A 25,253-nucleotide genomic window follows, 5' to 3' on the forward strand; every position below is an offset into this window, starting at 1 on the left:
ACTTTGGGAAGACTTCTGCAAGGAATGCACAAGCCTCTTTTTGATAAAGAGCGCTTTCACTTTATACGGAAATTAACGTTTTTTTGACCAAGGTTAGTACGCAAGCCTATGTGCTTCGACTATTCTTGAGATTAATTTTCATCCTTAACTGATTTCGATCAGAAAAATAAACAGGTAGTCATTAATGTCTAAGCTAGTTTTAGTTTTAAACTGTGGTAGTTCTTCTCTTAAATTCGCTGTTGTTGATGCAGAAACAGGTGCAGAGCACCTAACTGGTCTTGCTGAGTGTCTGGGTCTTCCAGAAGCTCGTATGAAGTGGAAACTTGATGGCAAACACGAAGCACAACTAGGCGCGGGCGCAGCTCACGTAGAAGCACTATCTTTCATGGTAGAAACTATTCTTGCTTCTAAGCCTGAGCTTAAAGCTAACCTTGGCGCTATCGGTCACCGTATCGTACACGGTGGCGAGCAGTTCACTTCTTCTGCACTTATCACTGATGAAGTTCTTAAGGGTATTCAAGACGCTGCGACTTTCGCACCTCTTCACAACCCTGCTCACCTTATCGGTATCGAAGCGGCTCAACAGAACTTCCCTGGTCTACAAAACGTTGCTGTATTTGACACTGCGTTCCACCAAACAATGCCTTCTGAGTCTTACCTATACGCTCTACCGTACAACCTGTACAAAGAGCACGGCATCCGTCGTTACGGCATGCACGGTACTTCTCACCTATTTATCACTCGTGAAGTTGCAGGCCTACTAAACAAGCCAGTTGAAGAAGTTAACATCATCAACTGTCACCTAGGTAACGGCGCTTCTGTATGTGCTATCAAGAACGGTCAGTCTGTAGATACTTCTATGGGTCTTACTCCTCTTGAAGGTCTTGTAATGGGTACACGTTGTGGTGACCTAGATCCTGCGATCATCTTCCACCTACACGACGCTCTTGGTTACTCTGTTGAAGAAATCAACAACATGCTAACTAAAGAGTCTGGTCTTGCTGGTCTAACTGAAGTGACTTCTGACTGTCGTTTCGTTGAAGACAACTACGGTGAGAAAGAAGAAGCAACTCGTGCAATGGACGTGTTCTGTCACCGTCTAGCTAAGTACGTTGCTGGTTACACTGCAACTCTAGAAGGTCGTCTAGACGCAATCACTTTCACTGGTGGCATCGGCGAGAACTCTGGCCCAATCCGTGAAATGGTTCTTAACCGCCTAGGCATCTTCGGCATCGAAGTTGACGGTGAAGCTAACCTTAAAGCTCGTTTCGGCGGCGAAGGTACTATCACTACAGCTAACAGCCGTATCCCTGCAATGGTTATCTCTACTAACGAAGAGCTAGTAATTGCTGAAGACACTGCGAAACTAGCAGGTCTTTAATTGATTTTCCTGACTAGCTTCACTCGAAGCTAGTCAGTTTTTCATATCAAGAAAATGGGGCTCAACTTCTATTCCTACCCCAATTTAAATATCGGTGGGAATAGCAGTTGAGCTTTTTTTATTTCCAATAGTTAAAGGTGTCCGTCAATGTCCCGTACTATTATGCTTATCCCTACAAGCGCTGGTGTTGGTCTTACTAGTGTTAGCATGGGTGTTCTTCGCGCTATGGAGCGTAAGGGCGTAAGTGTTTCTTTCTACAAGCCAATCGCTCAGCCTCGCAGCGGTGGTAACCAACCAGATCTAACGTCTACTATCATCAGCACAAACAGCGACATTAAGATTGGTGAGCCAATCGCAATGACTAAAGCTGAAGCTTTGATCGGTAGCGAAAAAATGGACGAGCTTCTTGAGTCTGTTGTTGAGCAATACAACAAGATCAACAAAGACGCAGAAGTAACGCTAATCGAAGGTCTAGTACCTACTCGTAAGCACCCATTTGCTAACCAAGTGAACGCGGAAATCGCGAAGACACTTGGCGCGGAGATCGTATTCGTTGCGACTCCTGGTACTGACAACCCTACGCAACTTAAAGAGCGTATCGAAGTAGCATGTTCTAACTTCGGCGGTACTAAGAACAAAAACATCAAAGGCGTAATCATCAACAAGCTTAACGCTCCTGTTGATGAAGCTGGCCGTACTCGCCCTGACCTATCTGAAATCTTTGATGATGCAGACAGCGCTCAGCAAGCGAACCTTGAAGTAATGCAAATCTTCAACTCTAGCCCTATTCGTGTTCTTGGCTGCGTGCCATGGAGCATCGACCTAATCGCAACTCGTGCGGTTGATATGGCTAAGCACCTTAACGCTGAAATCGTTAACGAAGGTGAAATCTCAACTCGTCGTATTAAGAGCATCACTTTTTGTGCACGTTCTCTACCGCACATGATTGAGCATTTCAAACCAGGTTCACTGCTAGTAACTTCTGCAGACCGTCCTGACGTTATCGTTGCTGCAGCTCTTGCTGCGAAAAACGGTGTTGAGATTGGCGCAATCCTACTGACTGGCGGTTACGACATTCCAGAAAGCATTGCTAACCTTTGTGCACCTGCATTCGCTTCAGGTCTACCGATCTTTAAGGCTCAAGGTAACACTTGGCAGACGTCTCTAAACCTACAGAGCTTCAACCTAGAAGTTCCTGCAGACGATAAAGAGCGTATTGAATTCGTTAACGATCACGTTGCAAGCCACATCGATGGCCCTTGGATTGACTCTCTATCTGAAGGCACTCAAGGTATCCGTCGTCTAAGCCCACCAGCATTCCGTTACCAGCTAACTGAATTCGCTCGTAAAGCGGCTAAGCGCATCGTTCTTCCTGAAGGTGATGAGCCACGTACAGTTAAAGCTGCGGCTATCTGTGCTGAGCGCGGTATCGCGACTTGTGTACTTCTAGGTAACCCAGAAGAAATCCGTCGTGTTGCTGCACAGCAAGGTGTTGAGCTTGGCGCTGGCGTTGAGATCATCGATTCTGCATCAGTTCGCGAAAACTACGTAGCTCGTCTAGTAGAACTTCGTGGCGCTAAAGGTATGACTGAAGTTGTAGCTCGTGAGAAGCTAGAAGATTCAGTATTCCTAGGTACTATGATGCTTGAAGCTGGTGAAGTTGACGGCCTAGTTTCTGGTGCTGTTCACACAACGGCGAACACTATCGTTCCTCCGTTCCAGATCATCAAGACGGCCCCTGATGCTTCTATCGTATCTTCAATCTTCTTCATGCTTCTGCCTGATCAAGTTCTTGTATACGGTGACTGTGCGATCAACCCAGATCCAACCGCTGAACAGCTTGCTGAAATCGCTATCCAATCTGCAGATTCTGCTGCGGCATTCGGTATCGACCCACGCGTTGCTATGATCTCTTACTCTACTGGTGAATCTGGTAAGGGTGCAGACGTAGATAAAGTTCGTGAAGCAACTAAGATTGCTCAAGAGAAACGTCCTGATCTAGTGATCGACGGCCCTCTACAGTACGACGCGGCTATCATGGAAAACGTTGCTGCTTCTAAAGCACCAAACTCTCCAGTAGCAGGTAAAGCAACTGTATTCGTATTCCCAGACCTAAACACTGGTAACACGACTTACAAAGCTGTACAGCGTTCAGCAGACCTAGTATCTATCGGTCCAATGCTTCAAGGTATGCGCAAACCAGTAAATGACTTGTCTCGTGGCGCTCTAGTAGACGACATCGTTTACACAGTAGCTCTAACGGCTATCCAAGCAGACCAAGCTGCACAAGCTGAAGAAAAAGTAATTAACTAATTTTTCTTTAGTAGAAAGCAAAAACCCTAGATTCTTATCTAGGGTTTTTTTATGTCTAATGTTTAAGGTTATTTGATGCTCTTAAGATAAATCTAACCTCGCCCATGGGCTGATTCTAAATCTAGAGCAGGTCCTTTCGGAATAACCTGAGTTGGATTAATACCTGTGTGGCTGTAGTAATAGTGACGCTTTATATGATAAAAATCGGTCGTCTCTTTGATGCCTTCGATCTGATACAGCTCTTTTAGGTAACCTTGAATATTTTCATAGTCCGCAATTCGCTGCTTGTTACACTTAAAGTGCCCTACATAAACCGCATCAAATCGAACTAAAGTGGTAAACAAGCGCCAATCCGCTTCTGTAATCTCGCTACCCGCTAAATAGCGATGTTCGCTAAGGTGAGCGTCTACTTTGTCTAGGGCTTCAAACAAGGCGTCATACGCTTCTTCATAAGCCTCTTGTGTCGTTGCAAAGCCGGTACGATAAACGCCGTTATTGATACTTGGATAGATGTAGTCATTCCACTCATCAATCTTCTTGGACAATTCCCACGGATAGTAATCATCGGTATTGCCTGTTAACTCATTAAATTCTGAATTGAACATGCGGATAATTTCAGAGGACTCGTTACTCACGATGGTGTTGGTTTTCTTATCCCACAGTACTGGAACTGTTACTCGGCCTGAGTAGTCAGGTTTGGCTTGAGTGTAGATTTGGTGCATACGAGTATGGCCAAACAGAGGTTCTGGTAACCCCATTTGCCATCCTTCACTCATCATGTCGGGGCAAACCACCGTCACATCAATATGATCGGTTAGGTCTTTCAGCTCTCGGAAGATAAGAGTGCGGTGCGCCCAAGGGCAAGCTAACGATACGTATAAGTGGTAACGACCACTTTCTGGCTCAAATTGCGCTCCGGCTTTGTTTTCAACCCAGTTGCGAAAGCCCGCATCTTCACGAACGAACTTACCACCGCTTTCTTTGGTGTCGTACCACACATCGTGCCAAACACCTTCAACTAACTTGCCCATATCCAAACCTCTGTCATCAAAAATTTTATATACCAATCACAGTAAGTAAATGTTCAGAAATAGCGCAGAGAAAAGGCTTGAGAACAAGGCAGAATTTTTCTGTTAGTAGTTATTCTACAATCAAAAATTCTAACGCCGTTATCAAGCATTTTAACAAGCTAGAATGAGCAGTTCTTTACTACGATTGGTATTAGTATAAGAAAAGCCAACTCTTTCAAAACTAGAAGAAGTTGGCTTAGTTGTTCGAATATTTTGATGAAGCTTGTTGAGCGGACCAATAAGCCTAAACCTAAGACAAAAAAAGCGCGACTCTAATAACTAGTCGCGCTTAAGCCTGTCACAGGCTGAACCGTTTTAAATAGGATCTAGACTTGTACGTGCAAGCAAGATACTGCGTGAACGTCATCGCCTTGAATCGATGGCTTAGTTTGCGCACACGCCTCTGTTGCTTGTGGGCAACGAGTACGAAACACACAACCTGATGGCGGGTTGATTGGCGATGGTAGATCACCTTCCAGCATCTGAATGGTTTTACTGCGCTCTAAACGTGGATCTGGAATTGGAACTGCAGACATCAACGCTTTGGTGTATGGGTGCTTAGGATCAGAGAACAATGCATCTGACTCACCAAGTTCTACCGCATTGCCTAAGTACATCACCAACACGCGGTCAGAAATGTGTTTAACAACCGACAAATCGTGCGCGATGAATACCAAGGACAAACCTAACTCTTTTTGTAGCTCCTTCAGAAGGTTAACTACTTGAGCTTGGATAGATACATCCAATGCCGAAACTGGTTCATCACAAATGATCATCTTAGGTTTTAAGATAAGAGCACGTGCGATACCGATACGCTGACACTGACCACCAGAGAACTCATGCGGGTAACGGTTGATTACGTTGGGTAGTAGACCAACCTTGGCCATCATCTCTTTAACTCGGTCCTTCACTTCCTGTTTAGAAAGTTCTGGGTAAAAAGTCTCTAGCGGCTCAGCAATGATGTCACCAACAGACATACGCGGGTTAAGCGATGCTAGCGGGTCTTGGAAGATCATCTGAATCTCTTTACGAGTTTCACGGCGCTTCACTTCCTGCATCTTAGTTAGGTCTTGACCTAACCACATCACTTGCCCTTCAGTCGCTTCAACCAAGCCGATAATCGCGCGTGCAAAAGTAGACTTACCACAACCAGACTCTCCTACTACACCTAATGTTTCACCTTCGTAAAGATGAACATCAACACCATCAACCGCTTTAAGGTTCGATGGTTTCGCCCAAGGCCAAGCTGACTTAGCCGCAATGCTAAAGTGAACTTTCAGGTCTTTAATATCTAATAGTAATTCTTTACTCATTTTGTCCAAGTCTCCCAATCAGAAAAACAAGCACGCTGACGGTCTTTAGCAAATGGCTGCAAAATTGGTGCTTCTTGCTTACAACGGTCCATTACACGGTGACAACGGTCTTGGTAAGGACAACCGGTTGGTAGGCGAAGTAAGTTAGGTGGGTTACCTGGAATCGTCGGTAGAATTTCACCTTCGGTATCCAAACGAGGAATCGCTTTAAGCAGGCCTTCCGCATAAGGGTGGCTAGGCTCGTAGAAGATTTCATCAACCGTGCCGTACTCCATTGTACGGCCCGCGTACATCACCAGTACTTTGTCACATGAACCTGCAACCACACCCAAATCGTGGGTGATCATGATGATTGCCGTGTTGAACTCATCTTTCAATTCGTTCAGCAATTCCATAATTTGCGCTTGAATAGTTACATCCAAAGCGGTTGTTGGTTCATCAGCGATAAGCAATTTAGGACGACACAATAGTGCCATTGCGATCATCACACGCTGACGCATACCGCCAGAAAACTCGTGTGGGTACATAGTGATACGCTTGCGCGCTTCAGGGATTTTAACCGCTTCAAGCATGCGTACTGATTCTTCAAATGCCTCTGCTTTACCCATGCCTTTGTGGAGCATAAGTACTTCCATCAGCTGATCACTTACTTTCATGTAAGGGTTCAGTGATGTCATAGGATCTTGGAAGATCATCGCGATCTGTTCAGCACGAACTTTGTTCAGCTCTTTCTCTGGAAGGTTAAGAATCTCTTTACCTTCAAACTTCGCGCTACCCGAGATGATGCCGTTCTTAGCCAGCAGCCCCATGATAGAGAATACAGTTTGTGATTTACCTGAACCGGACTCACCCACGATACCCAGCGTTTCGCCTTGGTTGAGTGAGAAGTTCAGATCGTTTACTGCGGTTACGATACCATCTTGCGTGGTAAATTCGACGCGCAGATCTTTGACATCTAATAAGCTCATTATTGCTTCCTTAATCTTTTATAGCTTTTAATTGCTATTTCTTTATCTGTCTTTTGGATCAAGCGCGTCGCGCAGACCATCACCTACGTAGTTAAAGCAGAACAGCGTAACTACCATGAATGCCGCAGGGAATGTCAGTTGCCAAATTGCAACTTCCATTGTTTGCGAACCTTCTTGAAGCAATGCGCCCCAGCTTGTCATAGGCTCTTGAACACCAAGACCAAGGAAAGATAAGAATGATTCTGTAAGGATCATGCTTGGAATAAGCAGCGTAGAGTAAACCGCTACGATACCCAGTACGTTTGGTACGATGTGACGTGTAATGATCTTCCATTTGCTCACACCACATACGTGTGCTGCTTCAATGAATTCTTTACTACGTAAGCTCAGCGTTTGACCACGTACAATACGCGCCATATCTAGCCAAGCAATCGCGCCGATAGCAACGAAGATTAGGATAATGTTACGACCAAAGAATGTTACTAGAACGATAACTAGGAACATGAATGGAACCGCGTACAAGATCTCTAGGATACGCATCATCACTCGGTCAGTACGACCACCGATGAAGCCAGAAGCGGCACCGTAAAGCGTACCAATCAGTACCGCTACGAATGCACCCATCACACCAACCATCAGTGAGATACGGCCACCGATAAGCGTACGAACGTACAAGTCACGGCCTAAGCTATCAGTACCAAACCAGTGATCCGCATTAGGACCTACGTGCATTGCGTACCAGTCAGTATCATCATAAGTGTACTGAGCTAGCATCGGTAAGAAGATAACCGCCAGTACCATAATAGTAAGGATGAACAGGCTGACCATCGCAGCTTTGTTACGCATGAAACGAATGCGTGCATCCTGCCACAAACTACGACCTTCAATCTCTAAACTCTCAGAGAACTTTTCGATCGCTTCTAAATTTTCTTTTTTCTTCAACATAACCAGTCCCTGTTAGTAGCGAATTTTCGGGTCAATCAGCGCTAGCAAAATATCAACGATTGCGTTGAACAAGATGAATAGGAAACCAATCAAGATGGTTACACCCATTACTAGCGAGTAGTCACGGTTAAACGCGGCGTTAACAAACAGCTTACCGATACCTGGTAGGCCGAAGATGGTTTCAACAACAACTGAACCTGTGATGATACCTACGAACGCAGGTCCCATGTAAGAAACAACAGGTAGCATTGCTGGCTTAAGTGCATGTTTTAGAATGATGTAACGGTAGCTTAGACCTTTTGCACGTGCAGTTCGGATAAAGTTACTGTTTAGCGTTTCAATCATGCTACCGCGAGTAATACGAGCAAAGGTTGCTACGTAAAGAAGAGACATCGCGATAACAGGCAGCACGATGTACATGAATGTACCGCCATGCCAACCACCTGCTGGGAATATATTCCAGTGCAGGGAGAAAAGGTAAATAAGCGCCGGTGCCAACACGAAGGATGGCATCACCACCCCGAGCATGGCGGTCGACATTATGGTGTAGTCGACCCAGGTATTGTGCTTCAAGGCAGCAATCGTCCCGACGGTGACCCCCATCAATAGTGTGAAGATAAAGGCAACGAAACCTACCTTCGCAGATACTGGAAGTGCAACCGCGATCAGCTCATTTACTGTGTAATCTTGGTATTTAAACGAGGGACCGAAGTCACCTTGTAAGATATTTGTCAAATACGTGGTGTATTGTTCAAATACTGGTTTATCTAAGCCGTATTTAGCTTCGATGTTAGCCATAACTTCTGGCGGTAATGGACGTTCGCTTGAAAACGGGTTACCCGGTGCGAAACGCATGAGAAAGAAAGATATAGTGATCAACACCAACATGGTTGGAATCGCTTCAAATATCCTTTTCATAATGAATTTAAGCATAAACTCACTCTTTCAGTCTGTGACAATTAAAATTAGAAAGACGCTACATGCGCGCCCTGCGCATGTAGTGTCTGTATCGTTATAGTTATATTAACTTTTTAGAATCGAAGCTTATTATTGAGCTTTGATGTATAGGTCTTTCGAGAAGATCTTGTCTTCCGCGTTGTTGATTGGGAAACCACCAACATGCGGGTTAAGTAGACGAGATTTAACGTATTGGTAGATAGGAGCGATTGGCATGTCGTTTGCCATTAGCGCCTCAGCTTCTAGGTAAAGTGCTTTACGCTCTTCTTCTGAAGTTGAGTTAAGTGCTTTATCGATGATTTGATCGTAAGCCGCGCTGTCGTAGTGAACACCACCGGTAGTGTTGTTACTCTTCATTAGCGTTAGGAACGAAGACGCTTCGTTGTAGTCACCACACCAACCAGCACGTGCTACTTCGAAATCACCAGAATCTTTAGAAGATAGGTACGTTTTCCACTCTTGGTTCTCAAGCGTTACAGAAAGACCCAGTGTTTTCTTCCACATAGAACCTAGCGCTACAGCAATCTTCTTGTGGTTCTCTGAAGTGTTGTAAAGTAGGTTGAATTTAAGTGGGTTATCTTTACCGTAACCCGCTTCTTCAAGAAGACGTTCTGCTTCTGCGTTACGCTCTTTTTGAGACATCTTACCGTAAGCTGGTAGCTCAGGATCGAAGCCAGCTGTGATTTCAGGCGTTAGGAAGTATGCAGGTTTTTGACCTTGCGCTAGGATAGCACCTGTTACGATATCACGGTCGATTGCGTAAGAGATTGCTTGGCGAACACGAACATCATCAAATGGTGCTTTCTTCGTGTTGAAGATGTAGTAGTAAGTACATAGGTTACCCGCTACAGATACATCTTCCGCGTACTCTTTTTGAAGACGCTTGAAATGCTCAGTTGGAAGTTCGTTTGTGAAATCGATTTCGCCAGATAGGAAGCGGTTCATTTCCGCTACTTGGTTTTCGATTGGTAGGAAGGTTACTTTATTTAGAACCGTCTTATCGTTGTTCCAGTATTGGTCGTTACGCTTTAAAACTAAACGCTCGTTAACAACCCATTTATCAACAGAGAATGCACCGTTGCCAACGAAGTGGTCAGGCTTAGTCCACTGGTCACCGTATTTTTCAACAGTCGCTTGGTGTACTGGCTTCATTGTTGTGTGGCCCATCATCATTACGAAGTATGGTACCGCTGTTTCTAATTCAACAACAAGTGTGTTTGCATCTACAGCTTTAACGCCTAGCTCACTCTTGTCTTTCTTACCCGCTACGATGTCCTTCGCATTCGCCATCTTGGTATATTCCATGTACCAAGCGTATGGAGAAGCTGTCGCTGGATCGACTGCACGTTTCCAGCTGTATACGAAATCTTGAGCTGTTACAGGATCGCCGTTAGACCATTTTGCGTCTTTACGTAGGTGGAAAGTGAATGTTTTGTTGTCTGTCGTTTCCCAGCTTTCAGCAACACCAGGGATAGTATTACCTTCGCCGTCTTGGTTCACTAGACCTTCTAGAAGATCACGAATTACGTGAGATTCTGGTACACCTTGAGATTTGTGTGGGTCGATAGTCGCAACTTCAGTACCGTTACCGCGAACAAGTTCCTGAACTTTTGCTAGTTCTGTGCCTGCTGGAACTTCAGCAGCGATAGAAAGAGTAGAAGTGGCAGCCACTGCCAAACCAGCACCTAGAAGAAGGGCCTGAGTAATTTTATTCTTGTACATTTAATAAACTCCAAGTTTTTCGTTTTGCATCCATGACTTCTTTGTTAGGTTCACTGAACGGCAGTGATTTAGGTTTATTTAGCTCAAAATATAAGCATAAAAACCTAAAACCTTACAAAGATTGAGGCACACACTATCAACCATTGAAGTAATTTGCCACAAACAAGTCGCAAAAAATCGGATAATTCTCCGAATTACTTAAGGTAATAGTGTAAATCTCTAATAAAAACCTAATGAATAGTGAGTTACACATAGGGATTAATTAAAAAACAGCCTTTAGTGTTGATGTATCTGTATTGATACTTTTTTTTAGCATCTTATGCTAGAACACTGTCAGCAAATTAACATTAATGCCACATTAAATCCAATTGCACATCACATATCCCCTAAATAGACTCCACTATTTGTGAGGGTTATCACTTTATACAAAACAGCATAAAGCACTGCACCAAAACAGATTTAGAAATGCACCAAGACAGACAAAATCACGCACCGAATTTATATGCAACATGAATGACTAACCATTTATTAATACGCTAATTATTTATAAATAACTTTGTAGCACGCACAAAAAAACCGACTTTAATAGTCGGCTTTTAATATTCGTTCTGAAGGTGAGTAACCTTGGGTGGTTATTTTTCCCAACGCTCTGCAGCTTTCGCATCTGAATCTCGAGAGTCAACCCAACGAGTTTCTTCAGTGGTACGTTCCTTCTTCCAAAACGGCGCTTTGGTTTTCAGAAAATCCATAACAAACTCACAGGCTTCAAAGGCCGCACCGCGGTGTGCACTGGATACACCAACGTAAACAATCTGGTCACCAATATCGAGGTCACCAACACGATGGATAACTCGCATCTTTTGGATTGGCCAGCGTGCTTCAGCTTGATCACAGATCTCGCTCAGTGATTTCTCTGTCATGCCCGGATAGTGCTCCAGAGACAAACCAATCACATTGTCGCCAAGGTTCATGTCGCGAACTTTACCAACGAACGTCACAATCGCTCCGGCAACTGTACCTTGAGCTAGATAATCGTATTCGCCACCCACAGAAAAGTCTTCAGCAGTAACCAATACTCTTGGATCTATAACTCGAGAATCATTCATGACTAGCCTCCGGTCACTGGTGGGAAGAAAGCGACTTCATCGCCGTCTTTCACTTCAGTCGTCAGAGGCACGATAGATTGGTTAAGCGCAGCCAGAAGCTTGCCCTCTTCCAGAGCGATATCCCATTTGCCTTCTTGTTCTACAAGGTAGCTGCGAATCGCTTCAATCGTCTTGAACTGTGCATCAACTTCAACGCTGTCCACACCAACAAGTTCACGAGTTTGAGCAAAGAAAAGTACTGTAATCATGATTCCACCTTAAAGTGACCAGATTTACCACCGGTCTTCTCTAACAGGCGTACATTCTCGATAACAATGTCTTTCTGAACAGCTTTACACATATCGTAAATCGTTAACGCAGCAACAGAAGCAGCCGTTAGCGCCTCCATCTCTACGCCTGTCTTACCAGCAAGCTTACATACCGACTCGATACGTACCTTGTTTTCAGACTCGATAGCTTCTAGCTGCACTTCTACTTTAGTTAATAGTAGAGGGTGACACAGTGGAATCAGATCCCACGTCTTCTTAGCCGCTTGAATACCTGCGATACGTGCCGTTGCGAAAACATCACCTTTATGGTGGCTACCAGAAACAATCAGCTTTAGCGTTTCAGCAGACATTTGTACGAAAGCTTCCGCTCTCGCCTCACGCACTGTCTCAGCTTTAGCCGATACATCGACCATGTTTGCTTCGCCAGACGCGTTAATGTGTGTAAATTGGCTCATACTCAAACCGCCTTATACAGAAAGGTGTGGCATGAAGTTACAAGGGCGGTGGCTAGCATCCATCTGTTGCTTGATGATCTTAGTCCAACCTGTGCGACAAGCGCCTGTTGAACCTGGCATCGCAAAGATTACTGTGTGGTTAGCAAAGCCCGCAATCGCACGCGATTGAATTGTCGATGTACCGATCTCTTCGTAAGACACTTGGCGGAATAACTCACCAAAACCTTCTACTTCTTTGTCGAACAGTGGCTTAAGCGCTTCAGGAGTACTGTCACGAGAAGTAAAACCCGTACCGCCAGTGATCATGATCGCTTGTACGCTTTCATCCGCGATCCATTTCGAAACGATCGCACGAATCTTATACATGTCGTCGATAACGATTTGCTTATCTACAACGTTGTGACCCGCTTCTTTAGCATGCTCAGCTAGGTAGCCACCTGACGTATCATTTTCTTCTGTACGTGTATCTGAAACCGTTAATACTGCGATGTTTGCTGCTTGGAATTTGCTTTCTGCGTGACCCATTTGTTCACCTATATAAATTTTTCAATGATTAGACTGATTCGCCCAGCTTAAAGAAGCTGAGCGATAAAATGCTTTAGAGTATATAACGGGTTAACCGCCGATTGACGCCAAGTTTGGAGTCATGCCGCTGTTGCCATCATGCAAGAAGTGGCTAACGGACTTGGTTTGAAGCTGAGCCTGAATTCGATCAATTAGCTCTTGCTCTTGTTGATCTTCTTGAATCAGATCTCTCAGTTCAACACCGTGGTCGCCAAACAGACATAGGTGAAGTTTACCGGTCGCAGAAACACGCAGTCGGTTACAACTCTCACAGAAGTCTTTCTCGTAAGGCATGATCAAACCAATTTCACCCTTGTAGTCTGGGTGGACAAACACTTGTGCTGGGCCATCGTTAACAGCTTTGACTTTTAACAGCCAACCGTTAGCAATAAGCTGATTGCGAATCGCAACGCCAGATACATGATGTTTATCGAACAACTCGTCCATCTCGCCGGTTTTCATCAGCTCGATAAAACGCAATTGAATAGGTTTGTCTTTGATCCAATTAAGGAAGGCTGGTAATTCCTGACTGTTGAGGTCTTTCATCAATACAACGTTGACTTTGACTTGTTCATAGCCAACCTCAAACGCTTTATCAATGCCTCGCATAACCTCAGTAAACTTATTCTCACCAGTGATCTGATGGAACATACGTGAATCTAAGCTATCCACGCTGACGTTTATATGGGTTAAACCAGCATCACGCCATTGCCCTACTTGTTTCTCCATGCGGTAGCCATTCGTTGTGGTGGCTACTTTTTCGATGCCAGGGGTAGAAGCGACGGTATGTATGATTTCAGGAAAGTCTTTACGCAGACTCGGCTCTCCGCCTGTAATGCGGATCTTTGAGGTACCACAATCTGCAAACGCTTTAACAACGCGTTTGATCTCGGGAACACTTAAAAAAGACGAGTTTTTTTGCCCTGACGGTCTATAACCATCTGGCAAGCAGTAAGTACATTTAAAGTTACAGACGTCTGTAACCGACAAGCGCAAGTAATAAAACTTGCGATGGAATCTATCTTCGAATTGTTGCGCCACGGAACACCTTTCCAAACACGGGAGGCATAATCATTTCCAATTAAGCCCTTGTGACAACATGTCACTGGCTCTTGATGCGTATCGGTACAGCAAATACCACTGTGCGACTTAGCATACGAGAGCTCGGAGTTATGGCAACTGAGCGTTATATTCACACGCGCAGTAGCTGAGTAATAAAATACTTAATATTTGTACGTGAATCTAGCTCTGATGGTAAAAAACGGGCCACATCGGCAAAAAAAACGTATCAAACCCTCAAAATAACTCTTGTTGAGTATATAGCGAGAAGCATTTAACCTAAATTATAGTTGGTAATAATCTAATAAGAACAAAAAATGAATATTTACGCTTCAAAGAAAGTCGTAGCAATCGGTGGTGGCCATGGCTTAGGTCGCATGTTAGCTGCATTAAAAGACTTTGGTCACAACGCAACTGGCATTGTTGCAACGACAGATAACGGAGGTTCCACTGGACGTATTCGAGATTGCCAAGGTGGTATCGCATGGGGAGATACACGTAACTGTATCAACCAATTGATCACCGAACCTTCAATCAGCTCGATGATGTTTGAATACCGCTTTCGTGGCCAAGGCGAACTCGATGGTCATAACTTAGGTAACCTCATGCTCACAGCATTAGACAACCTCTCAGTTCGTCCGTTGGAAGCAATTAACCTAATTCGAAATATGCTTAAGGTCGACGTTAATATCGTGCCGATGACAGAGCACCCTTCTGACCTCACAGCCCTATCAATGGACGGCCGCTGGGTAACTGGTGAAACCAATGTTGATGACATGACAGAAAAACTGCGCATGATGGACTTGTCGCCAGAAGTACCAGCAACCAAAGAGGCCGTTGCCGCGGTGGAAGAAGCAGACTGCATAGTGCTTGGCCCAGGCAGCTTTTTAACCAGTGTTATGCCTCCGCTGCTACTGCCAGAAATTGGTAAAGCCATCGCTGGAAACACTAAGGCAAAAGTTATCTTCATTGAAAACCTGTCTCCAGAACACGGTCCAGCAGGTAAAATGACGCTTCAAGAGCAATTGGAGTGGTGTGAACGTACCTGTAAAGCACGTAAGATAGACGTCGTACTAGGCAATGAACCGCATCCAGAGCTAGAAGGCCAATGGAATTGTGTGACCACAGATCTTGCATCAGCAAACCGAGATTGGCGACACGATCGCGTGAAGCTTCAAAAAGCGATCGAAGCTCAGTTGGCCTAATTCATAAGTTCGAGAGACAAAAAACGAAAAAGGAGCATCATGCTCCTTTTTAGTATCTGTATCTCTACCTGTAGATATAGCAATTCACCGCTTTAGAGATCAGTCATCAACTGTTGATATTCAGTATAAGTCGATAGCAGAAGCTCCTGCATATCTTGAAAATCAACCTCTGTCACAGGCAACGCTTGCTTCACTTTTGCGTCCAAGCTAATCGCAAAACTACACAAAGCATCCGCACCAAAGCTTGCTGCGCTGCTCTTAAGTGCATGACTTATATCAGCCAAGTACTTAGAGGTATCCGACTCTTTGTTTATCTCTAGGTGTTCGTAGTAGCCTTTCAACTCACCTAAAAAGATCTCCAGTAAAACCGGGACATTCTCTTGCCCTATTTCGCAGGCAAGCTCATCAACTTTTTGCTGATTTAATACTTTCGTCATTATTATTTTCTTATTGTTTGGTGATTACTGCTTCGCATTCCACGTTTGCAACTTACGGTATATCGTCGATGGACTGACATCTAAGAAACCTGCCGCACGAGGAATGTTGCCATCACACGCTTTAATGGCCTGTTCGATAGCCGTTTTCTCAGTGATCCACAATGGGAAAATATCTTTTACCGTAATGTCTTCATTCTGCTTCTCTTTCAACCGCAGACTGTTTTCAATCGGTTGGTTCAACGGTGGCGGAAGCATGTTGAGAGTAATCTCTTTACCGTTATTCAAAACCACCACGTTTCTCAACACGTTTTGTAGCTGACGAACATTACCCGGCCACTCATATTGATTAAAGCGATCAAGTACTTCCTGAGCAAAACGTACAAACGCCTTGCCTTCTTCAACCGACATGTAGCCCAATAATGAGTATGCAATCTCGATGACATCTTCACCACGTTCACGCAATGGCGGCAAGTGCAGAGGAATCACGTACAGGCGGTAGTATAAATCTTCTCTAAAGCGACCTTCTTGAACTTCTTTCCAAGGGTCACGGTTAGTCGCACACACAAAACGCACGTCGACACTCTTCATCTTCGAAGAGCCGACTTTTTGGAAAGTACCGGTTTGGATAAAACGCAACAGCTTGGTTTGTAGTTCAAGATCCATTTCACACAGTTCATCGAGGAACAGTGTACCGCCATCAGCTAATTCAGCTGCACCTTGACGGTCTGTTGCCGCGCCCGTAAACGCCCCTTTTACGTGGCCAAACAGCTCACTCTCAATCAGGTCTTTAGGAATTGCCGCACAGTTGATGGCGATAAAAGGCTTATCACCACGCTTACTCGCAGCATGAATGGCTTCTGCACATACCTCTTTACCGGTACCACTTTCACCAGTAATGAAAATGCTCGCCTTACTCGATGCAGCAGAATCGATAGTTCGGTAAACCTGCTGCATGGTCTGGCTACTGCCGATAAAGCCTTGGTAGTTCTGGTTTCCCGGGTGTTCCGAGCTGTTTTTAAGCTTGGTGGCTTTGCGGATCGCGTTGTTCACCGTAATACGGAGTCGGTCGGCTTCACACGGTTTGATCAGGAAATCTTGAGAACCATGACGCATCGCTTCTACGGCTGTATCAATCGAGCCGTGAGCCGTCATGAAGATCACAGGAACTTCTGGGTATTTTTGTTTTACAGCAAATAGCACGTCCATGCCCGTCATATCAGGCAGACGTAGATCTAACAAAATAAGGTCTGGGATTCGATGATTCAAACTTTCAATTGCGTCGCGGCCAGTGCCGACAATGTTGATATCAATTTCGAGCGGTGTAAGATACGAGCGATATAAAGCTGCTACCGAAGCGGTATCCTCTACCATCAACAAATACTTCGATTTGTTATCTAGCGTTTTTGATTGCATATCCTAGCCATTTATAATTTGCATTTCTTATTATAGTCGCATTCCGCTTTGCATTATGCAAATTAACCACAGTATTTGTGGAACATTTCTTTCTCTGTTTTAAACAATCAATGTGTTATCTATATGGCACGAACGATGCAGGTATCTACATGACCTTCGGGTCACCTAGCCAACTGACGTTGTTAGTGGACCGAGTGTTCACAAACGTAAGCCAGTAGAACATTTACTACTGGCTGTTTTTTTGTCTAAAACACTCTCAATTTTTGTATTGAGGGATTCAATTTTTTGAGTAAAAAGTGAGATTAGCTGTTGGTAATAAACTGCTTTCTTAGCTGCTCAATTTCATCACGCTTCTGTGCTGCCAATTCAAATTCCAGGTTCTGAGCATGCTGATACATCGCAGTTTCTAACTTGCTGATCTCTTTATCAAGCTGTTGCGGTGTAAGTACGGCATAACTTTCAGAAGGGTCTGCCACCTTAGATAGAGGAACTTGCTTCGATTGGCGCTGCTGCTTCGACTTGGTTAGATCACCCAGTTCCATAATATCTTTGATATTGCGTTTCAACGCTTGCGGCGTGATGCCTTGTTCTTCGTTGTAGGCTTGTTGTTTCTCGCGACGACGATCGGTTTCATCAATCGCTTTTCTCATCGACTTAGTAATCGAATCACCATAAAGGATTGCTCGACCTTCCAAGTTACGCGCAGCACGACCAATGGTTTGGATCAGAGAACGCTCAGAACGCAAGAAGCCCTCTTTGTCTGCATCAAGAATCGCCACCAGCGACACTTCAGGCATATCCAAACCTTCACGAAGTAAGTTAATACCCACTAACACGTCGAACTCGCCCAAGCGCAGGTCTCGGATGATCTCTACACGCTCAACCGTATCAATATCCGAGTGCAAGTAACGTACTTTAACGCCATGCTCGCTTAGGTATTCGGTTAAGTCTTCCGCCATTCTCTTGGTCAACGTGGTCACCAAAACACGCTCTTCTTTCGCAGAACGGATTCTGATTTCAGACAACAAGTCATCAACCTGAGTCGCGACCGGTCTTACTTCAATAATTGGATCTAACAGGCCAGTAGGACGAACGACTTGATCAGCAATCTCGCCATCTGATTTTTCAATCTCGTAATTACCCGGAGTGGCAGAGACAAAAATCGTTTGTGGCGCGATAGATTCAAACTCGTCGAACTTCATTGGACGGTTATCCAATGCAGAAGGCAAACGGAAACCAAACTCAACCAGAGTTTCCTTACGCGAACGGTCACCTTTGTACATGGCGCCAATTTGCGGCACGGTCACGTGTGACTCATCGATGATCAACAGACCATCATCAGGCAAGTAATCAAATAACGTCGGAGGCGCTTCCCCTTCAGCACGACCACTTAGGTATCGTGAATAGTTTTCGATACCAGAACAGAAACCAAGTTCGGTCATCATCTCGATATCAAACTGAGTTCTCTGAGAAATACGCTGCTCTTCCAAAAGCTTGTTGTTGTCTTTTAGGTATTGAGCTCGGTCTCGAAGTTCATCTTTAATGTTCTCAATCGCCTCAAGGATTTTCTCCCTTGGCGTTACATAGTGAGTTTTCGGATACACGGTAAAACGCGGTAAGTCTCTTTGCTTAACCGCACCAGTCAGGGGATCAAAGATACTGATGCAATCCACTTCGTCATCGAACATTTCGATGCGCACGGCATCTTGGTCAGATTCAGCAGGGAAAATATCAATCACTTCACCACGAACGCGGAACTGACCACGCTCAAACGCCACATCGTTTCTTGAATATTGCAGCTCAGCCAAGCGGCGCAAGATATCACGTTGGTCCATGACCTCACCGCGACTCAAGTGAAGCATCATCTTCAGGTAAGACTTAGGATCACCCAGACCATAGATAGCTGATACAGACGCGACGATGATGGCGTCTTTTCGTTCTAGTAAGGCTTTTGTTGCCGAAAGCCTCATTTGTTCGATATGAGCGTTCACCGACGCATCTTTCTCGATGAATGTGTCTGTGGTCGGAACGTAAGCTTCTGGTTGGTAGTAATCGTAGTAAGAAACGAAGTACTCGACGGCATTATTTGGAAAGAAGGATTTCATCTCACCATAAAGTTGAGCAGCCAACGTCTTGTTTGGTGCTAACAGAATGGCAGGTCTTTGCGATTGGGAAATGACATTGGCAAGAGTAAAGGTTTTACCTGAGCCCGTTACCCCTAATAGAGTTTGATGTGCCAAACCAGAATCTAATCCATCTAGTAATCGGGTTATCGCTGTCGGCTGGTCACCGGACGGGCTGTAGTCCGATACCAAGTCAAAGAGTTTACTCATAGGTCGCCATTTCCATACTGTTTTTTTAATCAGGTCATTGTCACTCTAGGAGGAGTGTCGTTGCAACAATTATCTAGAGAAATGCATCTTAAGATCAGATATCAGTTATAGCTTTTATTTTTAGAACTTGGTATTATCCGTGCCCCTGCAAGATCTTCTCAGCTAAATCACTCGATTTTTAATCCACTACTTTTCCCCAAAAAATCTAAAAATACCGCTTGTTTTACCGTTTATTTTATAATCTACAAAAGTTATACAATCGCAATATTTTCCTATAAATCTTTTAAATACATTACGTTAGATAAGATTTTTACATTTTTCGATTTATCCCAATTATTGTTGTTAAAGTTTCACACACACACTTATCCACAATTTTGGTGGATAACTAAAGCAAAGCTAAATCCAATAAGGCGTTCAAGAAAGTAAAGTTTTTTATCTTACTTTTTTCTGCTATTTCTTATTGACAGAAATTCGGACAATTATTAGAATTCGCGTCGCTAACAAGCAATTCCCCTTTAGTTCAGTTGGTAGAACGGCGGACTGTTAATCCGTATGTCGCAAGTTCAAGTCTTGCAAGGGGAGCCAAATTCAGGAAAAAAGCTCAATCGAAAGATTGGGCTTTTTTCGTTTTAGTGCTTTGGGGACGTATTCGACTCGCCTCTTTCCTTCTCTTTTTGATAGTTCTGAGTACTAAAACCCACAAATATGACCCTATTTGTAGGAAGCAGATCGAGTTCAATTCAAGAATGATCTTGTGAAAGATCCAGCCTAACCACTCCGATAAACTTGTCTAACCAAGTAGAAATTGGCCGTCTATACTTACCGTAACTTTAATAATCAAACGATTACCTGATGTTTTTTTCACCAAGTGTCTAAATCCCTAGTGATCCTTGGTTGTTATTAGGTGAGCAAAGCAGGATAATATCGGGATCGGAATCTCAAGAATTAATCCATTATGACCGAATACCTTTTGTTGTTGGTTGGCACAGTGCTGGTCAATAACTTTGTGCTAGTGAAGTTTTTAGGGCTATGTCCTTTCATGGGAGTCTCCAAGAAACTGGAGACTGCGATTGGCATGGGCCTCGCGACGACTTTCGTTCTGACGTTAGCGTCGGTATCTGCATACCTAGTAGAAACCTACATCCTTACCCCTCTGGGTATTGAATACCTGCGTACCATGAGCTTCATCTTGGTTATCGCAGTGGTTGTTCAATTTACGGAAATGGTCGTTCACAAAACCAGCCCAACGCTATATCGCCTATTAGGTATCTTCCTACCTCTTATCACCACCAACTGCGCGGTATTAGGTGTGGCACTTTTGAACATCAATGAAAACCACAACTTCATTCAGTCGATCATCTATGGTTTCGGCGCAGCGGTGGGTTTCTCTCTTGTTCTGATCCTATTTGCTGCGATGCGTGAACGTATTGCGGTTGCTGATGTTCCAATGCCATTCAAAGGCGCATCAATTGCGATGATCACAGCAGGCCTAATGTCTCTCGCATTTATGGGCTTTACTGGGTTGGTGAAATAAGCATGAGTACCATTTTAATTGCGATCATTGCGCTAGCCGTTTTAGCCGCTGTTTTTGGCGCTATTTTGGGCTTTGCTTCTATCCGATTTAAAGTAGAAGCTGATCCTATCGTTGATCAAATCGATACCATTTTACCGCAAACTCAGTGTGGCCAATGTGGCTACCCAGGTTGTCGTCCTTACGCAGAGGCGATCGCTAACGGAGACAAGATCAACAAATGTCCTCCTGGCGGCCAAGCAACCATTGAGAAGCTAGCAGACTTAATGGGCGTAGAAGTTGAAGACTCCGCTCATGACTTAGATAACAAAGTAAAAACCGTTGCTTTCATTCATGAAGATATGTGTATCGGCTGTACCAAGTGTATTCAAGCCTGCCCTGTCGACGCCATTGTTGGTGGCACCAAGGCACTGCACACAGTAATCAAAGATGAATGTACAGGTTGTGATCTATGTGTCGCACCGTGCCCTACTGACTGTATCGAAATGATTCCAGTGGCAACAACGACTGAAAATTGGAAATGGCAGATGAACATCATTCCTGTTACTGATATCACTAACCAAGCGACTGATGCAACTGCGTCAGAGCCTAAGGCGTAGGGTTAGTATGATCTCTTTAATTGAACAAATTCGCACGGGCTCTATTTGGAACTTCCCGGGCGGCGTGCACCCTGCTGAAAACAAGAAACAGTCCAATACCACTGACATCGTTCATTCAAGGCTTCCTGAGGAAATCGTTCTTCCTGTGAAGCAACACATCGGTAAGCCAGGTAACTTATTGGTTGCTGCGGGTGACACCGTACTAAAAGGCCAACAACTGACAGCCTTGGACACAGGTTTTACCTTGCCAGTACACGCACCAACATCGGGTGTGATTACCGCTATTGAACCAAGAACCACGGCTCACCCTTCGGGCTTAAGCGAACTCAGTGTCGTCATTAAACCTGATGGCTTAGACACTTGGATTGAAAAACACCCAGTTGAAGACTTTTCAACAAAGACCTCTGACGAACTGCTTGATGTGATTCGCCAAGCCGGTATCTCAGGTATGGGCGGTGCAGGCTTCCCTACCGCGAAAAAGCTTCAGTCAGGACTTGGTCGTACTGACATTTTGATCGTCAACGCTGCTGAGTGTGAACCTTACATCACCTCTGATGACAAGTTGCTTCAAGAACATGCCGAAGAAGTATTAAAAGGCATCGAAGTGGTTGAACACATCCTTCAACCAAAACTGACCGTGATTGGTATTGAAGACAACAAGCCAGACGCGATAAAAGCACTTGAGATTGCCGCAAAAGACAAAGACATCGTTATTCGTGTTATCCCAACCAAATACCCTTCAGGTGGTGAGAAACAGCTGATTAAGATCCTCACCAATAAAGAGGTTCCTGCTGGCGGCATCCCTGCTGACATCGGTGTTTTGGTTCAGAACGTTGGCTCTCTCTACTCGATTAAGAGAGCAGTAATCGACGGTGAACCTGTCGTTAACCGCGTTGTGACTTTAACCGGTAAGACCTTTAAACAACCTCGTAATGTTTGGGCGCTATTAGGCACGCCAGTACATGAGTTGCTTGAAGAGTTTGGCTACAAAGCCGATAAAAAGCTGCCGCGTTTGATTTTGGGCGGCCCTATGATGGGCTTCACCTTGCCACATGCCAATGTGCCAATCACTAAAACGTCGAACTGTATTTTAGCGCCAACGCGTCGTGAGATTTCTCCAAGCACTTACGAAATGGAATGTATTCGATGCAGTGCTTGTGCCGAAGCTTGCCCTGCCTCTCTACTTCCTCAACAGCTGCAATGGCACGCGAAAGCCAATGAACTGGACAAGTGCGAAGAGCTAAATATTAAAGACTGTATTGAATGTGGTGCTTGTGCGTTTGTGTGCCCAAGTGAAATTCCTCTTGTTCAGTACTATCGCCAAGCGAAAGCCGAAATCAAAACAAGAAAAGACGAAGCAACGGCCGCAGAGCGCGCCAAGGTTCGTTTCGAAGAGAAAAACGCTCGTATGGAGCGTGACAAAGCAGAACGCGAAAACCGCTTCAAGAAAGCCGCGGATAACCGTCGTAAAGACATGAAAGCGGCAGACGGTGACGATGCAATTGCTGCTGCGATTGCTCGTGTTAAAGCACAAAAAGCCGCTGCTGATCAGGCTTCAAGTGAAGAGCCAGCAGTGAAGCCTGCGGTTGCAGCTGCGATTGCTAAAGCAAAAGCGAAACAAGCTGCGGCTCAGAAAGCAGACAGTGCTGAACCAGACAACTCTGAAATGTCGAAACTACGTGAAGAACGTAAACGACAAGCTCGAGAACGCAAGGCACAACAAGCTGCTGCTGCTGACACTCCAACTGAAAGCTCTGGTGATGGCAAGAAAGATGCTGTTGCTGCCGCAATAGCTCGTGCTAAAGCCAAGAAAGCACAGCAAACAGAATCAGCTTCTGAAGCTCCGGTTGAAAAATCAGGTGACGCTAAGAAAGATGCAGTTGCTGCTGCAATAGCTCGTGCTAAAGCGAAGAAAGCACAACAAGCGGAATCAGCTTCTGATACTCCAGCTGAAAGCTCTGGCGACGCTAAGAAAGATGCCGTTGCTGCAGCTATCGCTCGCGCCAAAGCCAAGAAAGCACAACAAACAGAGTCAGCTTCTGATGCTCCGACTGAAAGTACTGGCGATGCCAAGAAAGATGCTGTCGCTGCGGCCATTGCTCGCGCTAAAGCAAAGAAAGCACAACAAACAGAGTCAGCTTCTGAAGCTTCAGCTGAAAGTAGTGGCGACGCTAAGAAAGATGCGGTTGCTGCGGCCATTGCACGCGCTAAAACGAAGAAAGTTCAGCAAGCGAAACAGACTGAGACAGCAGAAACGCCTGAACCAGTGATCGAAGTAGTAGCTGATGCTCAACCAGAAGCTGTCGATCCTAAGAAAGCCGCAGTTGCTGCCGCTATTGCACGCGCTAAAGCGAAGAAAGCTAAGCAGGTCGAAGCTGAAGAAATCGCTCCCGAAGCCGTGGCTGAGCCATTAATTGAAAAAGAGACTGTGGTTGAATCTGAGGCTCAATCAGAACCCGTCGATCCTAAGAAAGCAGCCGTTGCTGCCGCAATTGCTCGCGCTAAAGCAAGAAAAGCGCAGCAAGAGCAAGATAAAAAGAACAATGAGGAGAAAGAGTAGTGGCCTTCTTTATCGCCAGCTCACCGCACGCACACAATCGTAGAAGCACCCCAGATCTAATGAAATGGGTGGCTATTTGTGCATTGCCAGGTCTACTAGCTCAAACCTACTTCTTTGGATGGGGTACGCTCATCCAGTTAGTATTTGCTATCGCACTTGCTGTTACCTTTGAAGCAGCCGTAATGCTGCTAAGAAAACGTCCGCCAGTAATGGCGCTACGTGATTACAGTGCGGTTGTGACCGCTTGGCTACTCAGTGTCGCTATTCCTCCGCACTCACCGTGGTGGATTCTAGTGATTGGTATGTTCTTCGCTATTATTATCGCGAAGCACCTATATGGCGGCCTTGGGCAAAACCCATTTAACCCAGCGATGGTGGCTTATGTTGTTTTGCTGATCTCATTCCCAGTTCAAATGACCAGTTGGAATGCACCAGCCAGCTTAACGGCAGAAGCAACAAGCTTTGTTGACTCTTTCTTGATGATCTTTACGGGTTTCAATAATGAAGGTTTGTCTCTTCAACAAGCACGCCTTGGTATTGATGGCACCACAATGGCAACGCCGCTTGATGCATTCAAAACGGCCTTAACGGCAGGTAACACAGCGTCTGAAGCTCTGTCTCAACCGCAATTCAGCTGGCTAGCTGGCGTAGGTTGGGAATGGGTGAACCTTGCTTACCTAGTTGGCGGCTTGGTACTTATCAAGCAACGCGTAATTCAATGGCATATTCCTGTGGCGTTCATCGGCAGCCTTGCTCTGTTTAGCCTAGTATTCTTAATCCTAACGCCAGGTGAAACCGCTTCTCCAACGATTCACCTATTGTCTGGCGCAACCATGCTTGGTGCATTCTTCATTGCAACCGACCCGGTTTCAGCTTCAACGACAGTAAAGGGTCGGCTGGTGTTTGGGGCTCTGATTGGCGCATTGGTGTTTATTATCCGTAGTTGGGGTGGCTTCCCTGATGGCGTGGCGTTTGCTGTATTGTTAGCCAACATGTGTGTTCCACTGATTGACTACTACACCAAACCTCGCACGTACGGTCACTAAGGAGCGG

General features: G+C 45.0%; 21 protein-coding genes, 1 tRNA gene and 1 riboswitch. Of the genes, 8 read left to right on the forward strand and 14 right to left on the reverse strand.

Going from position 1 to position 25,253, the window contains the following annotated elements:
* Positions 1 to 184: 184 nt before the first annotated feature.
* Both ITG09_11065 and pta read left to right on the forward strand, forming a co-directional pair.
* Positions 185 to 1,381, forward strand: coding sequence for an acetate kinase (locus ITG09_11065; GenBank protein ID UPR51247.1), 1,197 nt, complete (start codon positions 185 to 187; stop codon positions 1,379 to 1,381).
* Between the two features lie 147 nt (positions 1,382 to 1,528).
* On the forward strand, positions 1,529 to 3,694 hold the full coding sequence (pta, locus tag ITG09_11070; GenBank protein ID UPR51248.1) for a phosphate acetyltransferase: 2,166 nt from the start codon (positions 1,529 to 1,531) through the stop codon (positions 3,692 to 3,694).
* A 92-nt stretch (positions 3,695 to 3,786) separates the two neighbouring features.
* On the opposite strand, the gene ITG09_11075 is transcribed toward pta, so the two are convergent.
* From ITG09_11075 to moaA, 11 genes are all read right to left on the reverse strand, one after another.
* Positions 3,787 to 4,725 (reverse strand): glutathione S-transferase family protein, encoded by a 939-nt coding sequence (locus tag ITG09_11075; GenBank protein UPR51249.1) that lies wholly within the window; start codon positions 4,723 to 4,725, stop codon positions 3,787 to 3,789.
* 365 nt (positions 4,726 to 5,090) lie between these two features.
* Positions 5,091 to 6,077: a murein tripeptide/oligopeptide ABC transporter ATP binding protein OppF gene (oppF, locus tag ITG09_11080; GenBank protein ID UPR51250.1), complete on the reverse strand. Its 987-nt coding sequence runs from the start codon at positions 6,075 to 6,077 to the stop codon at positions 5,091 to 5,093.
* Entirely contained in the window at positions 6,074 to 7,045 is a 972-nt protein-coding gene (locus ITG09_11085) for an ABC transporter ATP-binding protein (GenBank protein UPR51251.1), read from the reverse strand. Before ITG09_11085 ends, oppF begins: the two co-directional genes overlap by 4 nt.
* Before the next feature lie 42 nt (positions 7,046 to 7,087).
* Positions 7,088 to 7,990: an oligopeptide ABC transporter permease OppC gene (gene oppC, locus ITG09_11090; GenBank protein ID UPR51252.1), complete on the reverse strand. Its 903-nt coding sequence runs from the start codon at positions 7,988 to 7,990 to the stop codon at positions 7,088 to 7,090.
* Positions 7,991 to 8,002: 12 nt separating this feature from the next.
* A complete protein-coding gene (oppB, locus tag ITG09_11095) occupies positions 8,003 to 8,923 on the reverse strand; it encodes an oligopeptide ABC transporter permease OppB (protein UPR51253.1) in 921 nt (306 codons plus the stop codon).
* Positions 8,924 to 9,037: 114 nt separating this feature from the next.
* Positions 9,038 to 10,669, reverse strand: a complete 1,632-nt coding sequence (locus ITG09_11100; protein UPR51254.1) for an oligopeptide ABC transporter substrate-binding protein OppA — start codon at positions 10,667 to 10,669, stop codon at positions 9,038 to 9,040.
* 632 nt (positions 10,670 to 11,301) lie between these two features.
* Positions 11,302 to 11,775 (reverse strand): molybdopterin synthase catalytic subunit MoaE, encoded by a 474-nt coding sequence (moaE, locus tag ITG09_11105; GenBank protein UPR51255.1) that lies wholly within the window; start codon positions 11,773 to 11,775, stop codon positions 11,302 to 11,304.
* Positions 11,776 to 11,777: 2 nt separating this feature from the next.
* Complete coding sequence (gene moaD / locus ITG09_11110; GenBank protein ID UPR51256.1) at positions 11,778 to 12,023, reverse strand: molybdopterin synthase sulfur carrier subunit; 246 nt, start codon at positions 12,021 to 12,023, stop codon at positions 11,778 to 11,780.
* Positions 12,020 to 12,499: a cyclic pyranopterin monophosphate synthase MoaC gene (moaC, locus tag ITG09_11115; GenBank protein UPR51257.1), complete on the reverse strand. Its 480-nt coding sequence runs from the start codon at positions 12,497 to 12,499 to the stop codon at positions 12,020 to 12,022. Before moaC ends, moaD begins: the two co-directional genes overlap by 4 nt.
* 12 nt (positions 12,500 to 12,511) lie before the next feature.
* Positions 12,512 to 13,024 (reverse strand): molybdenum cofactor biosynthesis protein B, encoded by a 513-nt coding sequence (gene moaB / locus ITG09_11120; protein UPR51258.1) that lies wholly within the window; start codon positions 13,022 to 13,024, stop codon positions 12,512 to 12,514.
* Positions 13,025 to 13,114: 90 nt separating this feature from the next.
* Positions 13,115 to 14,104, reverse strand: a complete 990-nt coding sequence (gene moaA, locus ITG09_11125; protein UPR51259.1) for a GTP 3',8-cyclase MoaA — start codon at positions 14,102 to 14,104, stop codon at positions 13,115 to 13,117.
* Positions 14,093 to 14,245, reverse strand: a riboswitch (molybdenum cofactor riboswitch). Its footprint overlaps the gene before it by 12 nt.
* A gap of 194 nt (positions 14,246 to 14,439) precedes the next feature.
* Here moaA and ITG09_11130 point away from each other — a divergent pair.
* Positions 14,440 to 15,327: a YvcK family protein gene (locus tag ITG09_11130; GenBank protein ID UPR51260.1), complete on the forward strand. Its 888-nt coding sequence runs from the start codon at positions 14,440 to 14,442 to the stop codon at positions 15,325 to 15,327.
* A 92-nt stretch (positions 15,328 to 15,419) separates the two neighbouring features.
* On the opposite strand, the gene ITG09_11135 is transcribed toward ITG09_11130, so the two are convergent.
* The 3 genes from ITG09_11135 to uvrB form a co-directional block, all read right to left on the reverse strand.
* Positions 15,420 to 15,764, reverse strand: coding sequence for an Hpt domain-containing protein (locus tag ITG09_11135; GenBank protein ID UPR51261.1), 345 nt, complete (start codon positions 15,762 to 15,764; stop codon positions 15,420 to 15,422).
* A 24-nt stretch (positions 15,765 to 15,788) separates the two neighbouring features.
* On the reverse strand, positions 15,789 to 17,177 hold the full coding sequence (locus ITG09_11140) for a sigma-54-dependent Fis family transcriptional regulator (GenBank protein ID UPR51262.1): 1,389 nt from the start codon (positions 17,175 to 17,177) through the stop codon (positions 15,789 to 15,791).
* Between the two features lie 302 nt (positions 17,178 to 17,479).
* Positions 17,480 to 19,510 carry an excinuclease ABC subunit UvrB gene (gene uvrB / locus ITG09_11145; GenBank protein UPR51263.1) on the reverse strand — a complete coding sequence of 677 codons (2,031 nt, stop codon included), beginning with the start codon at positions 19,508 to 19,510 and terminating at the stop codon, positions 17,480 to 17,482.
* A gap of 509 nt (positions 19,511 to 20,019) precedes the next feature.
* On the opposite strand from uvrB, the gene ITG09_11150 reads away from it, so the two are divergent.
* From ITG09_11150 to rsxD, 5 genes are all read left to right on the forward strand, one after another.
* Positions 20,020 to 20,095, forward strand: a tRNA-Asn gene (locus ITG09_11150).
* 370 nt (positions 20,096 to 20,465) lie between these two features.
* Positions 20,466 to 21,044, forward strand: a complete 579-nt coding sequence (gene rsxA, locus ITG09_11155) for an electron transport complex subunit RsxA (GenBank protein UPR51264.1) — start codon at positions 20,466 to 20,468, stop codon at positions 21,042 to 21,044.
* Between the two features lie 2 nt (positions 21,045 to 21,046).
* A complete protein-coding gene (gene rsxB, locus ITG09_11160; GenBank protein UPR51265.1) occupies positions 21,047 to 21,640 on the forward strand; it encodes an electron transport complex subunit RsxB in 594 nt (197 codons plus the stop codon).
* A 7-nt stretch (positions 21,641 to 21,647) separates the two neighbouring features.
* Positions 21,648 to 24,200, forward strand: a complete 2,553-nt coding sequence (rsxC, locus tag ITG09_11165; protein ID UPR51266.1) for an electron transport complex subunit RsxC — start codon at positions 21,648 to 21,650, stop codon at positions 24,198 to 24,200.
* Positions 24,200 to 25,246 (forward strand): electron transport complex subunit RsxD, encoded by a 1,047-nt coding sequence (gene rsxD, locus ITG09_11170; protein UPR51267.1) that lies wholly within the window; start codon positions 24,200 to 24,202, stop codon positions 25,244 to 25,246. Before rsxC ends, rsxD begins: the two co-directional genes overlap by 1 nt.
* Positions 25,247 to 25,253 lie beyond the last annotated feature (7 nt).

This window comes from Vibrio cyclitrophicus, assembly GCA_023206055.1.
Lineage (GTDB): Bacteria > Pseudomonadota > Gammaproteobacteria > Enterobacterales > Vibrionaceae > Vibrio > Vibrio cyclitrophicus_A.

Excerpts from the sequence above, each read along its gene's own strand:
- ITG09_11100 (UPR51254.1), bottom strand. The coding sequence starts at position 10,669 with ATGTACAAGAATAAAATTACTCAGGCCCTTCTTCTAGGTGCTGGTTTG.
- oppC (UPR51252.1), bottom strand. The coding sequence starts at position 7,990 with ATGTTGAAGAAAAAAGAAAATTTAGAAGCGATCGAAAAGTTCTCTGAG.
- ITG09_11130 (UPR51260.1), top strand. The coding sequence starts at position 14,440 with ATGAATATTTACGCTTCAAAGAAAGTCGTAGCAATCGGTGGTGGCCAT.
- moaD (UPR51256.1), bottom strand. The coding sequence starts at position 12,023 with ATGATTACAGTACTTTTCTTTGCTCAAACTCGTGAACTTGTTGGTGTG.
- rsxC (UPR51266.1), top strand. The coding sequence starts at position 21,648 with ATGATCTCTTTAATTGAACAAATTCGCACGGGCTCTATTTGGAACTTC.
- moaE (UPR51255.1), bottom strand. The coding sequence starts at position 11,775 with ATGAATGATTCTCGAGTTATAGATCCAAGAGTATTGGTTACTGCTGAA.
- ITG09_11085 (UPR51251.1), bottom strand. The coding sequence starts at position 7,045 with ATGAGCTTATTAGATGTCAAAGATCTGCGCGTCGAATTTACCACGCAA.
- moaC (UPR51257.1), bottom strand. The coding sequence starts at position 12,499 with ATGAGCCAATTTACACACATTAACGCGTCTGGCGAAGCAAACATGGTC.
- ITG09_11075 (UPR51249.1), bottom strand. The coding sequence starts at position 4,725 with ATGGGCAAGTTAGTTGAAGGTGTTTGGCACGATGTGTGGTACGACACC.
- uvrB (UPR51263.1), bottom strand. The coding sequence starts at position 19,510 with ATGAGTAAACTCTTTGACTTGGTATCGGACTACAGCCCGTCCGGTGAC.
- rsxA (UPR51264.1), top strand. The coding sequence starts at position 20,466 with ATGACCGAATACCTTTTGTTGTTGGTTGGCACAGTGCTGGTCAATAAC.
- oppF (UPR51250.1), bottom strand. The coding sequence starts at position 6,077 with ATGAGTAAAGAATTACTATTAGATATTAAAGACCTGAAAGTTCACTTT.
- rsxB (UPR51265.1), top strand. The coding sequence starts at position 21,047 with ATGAGTACCATTTTAATTGCGATCATTGCGCTAGCCGTTTTAGCCGCT.
- ITG09_11140 (UPR51262.1), bottom strand. The coding sequence starts at position 17,177 with ATGCAATCAAAAACGCTAGATAACAAATCGAAGTATTTGTTGATGGTA.
- moaB (UPR51258.1), bottom strand. The coding sequence starts at position 13,024 with ATGGGTCACGCAGAAAGCAAATTCCAAGCAGCAAACATCGCAGTATTA.
- pta (UPR51248.1), top strand. The coding sequence starts at position 1,529 with ATGTCCCGTACTATTATGCTTATCCCTACAAGCGCTGGTGTTGGTCTT.
- ITG09_11065 (UPR51247.1), top strand. The coding sequence starts at position 185 with ATGTCTAAGCTAGTTTTAGTTTTAAACTGTGGTAGTTCTTCTCTTAAA.
- ITG09_11135 (UPR51261.1), bottom strand. The coding sequence starts at position 15,764 with ATGACGAAAGTATTAAATCAGCAAAAAGTTGATGAGCTTGCCTGCGAA.
- oppB (UPR51253.1), bottom strand. The coding sequence starts at position 8,923 with ATGCTTAAATTCATTATGAAAAGGATATTTGAAGCGATTCCAACCATG.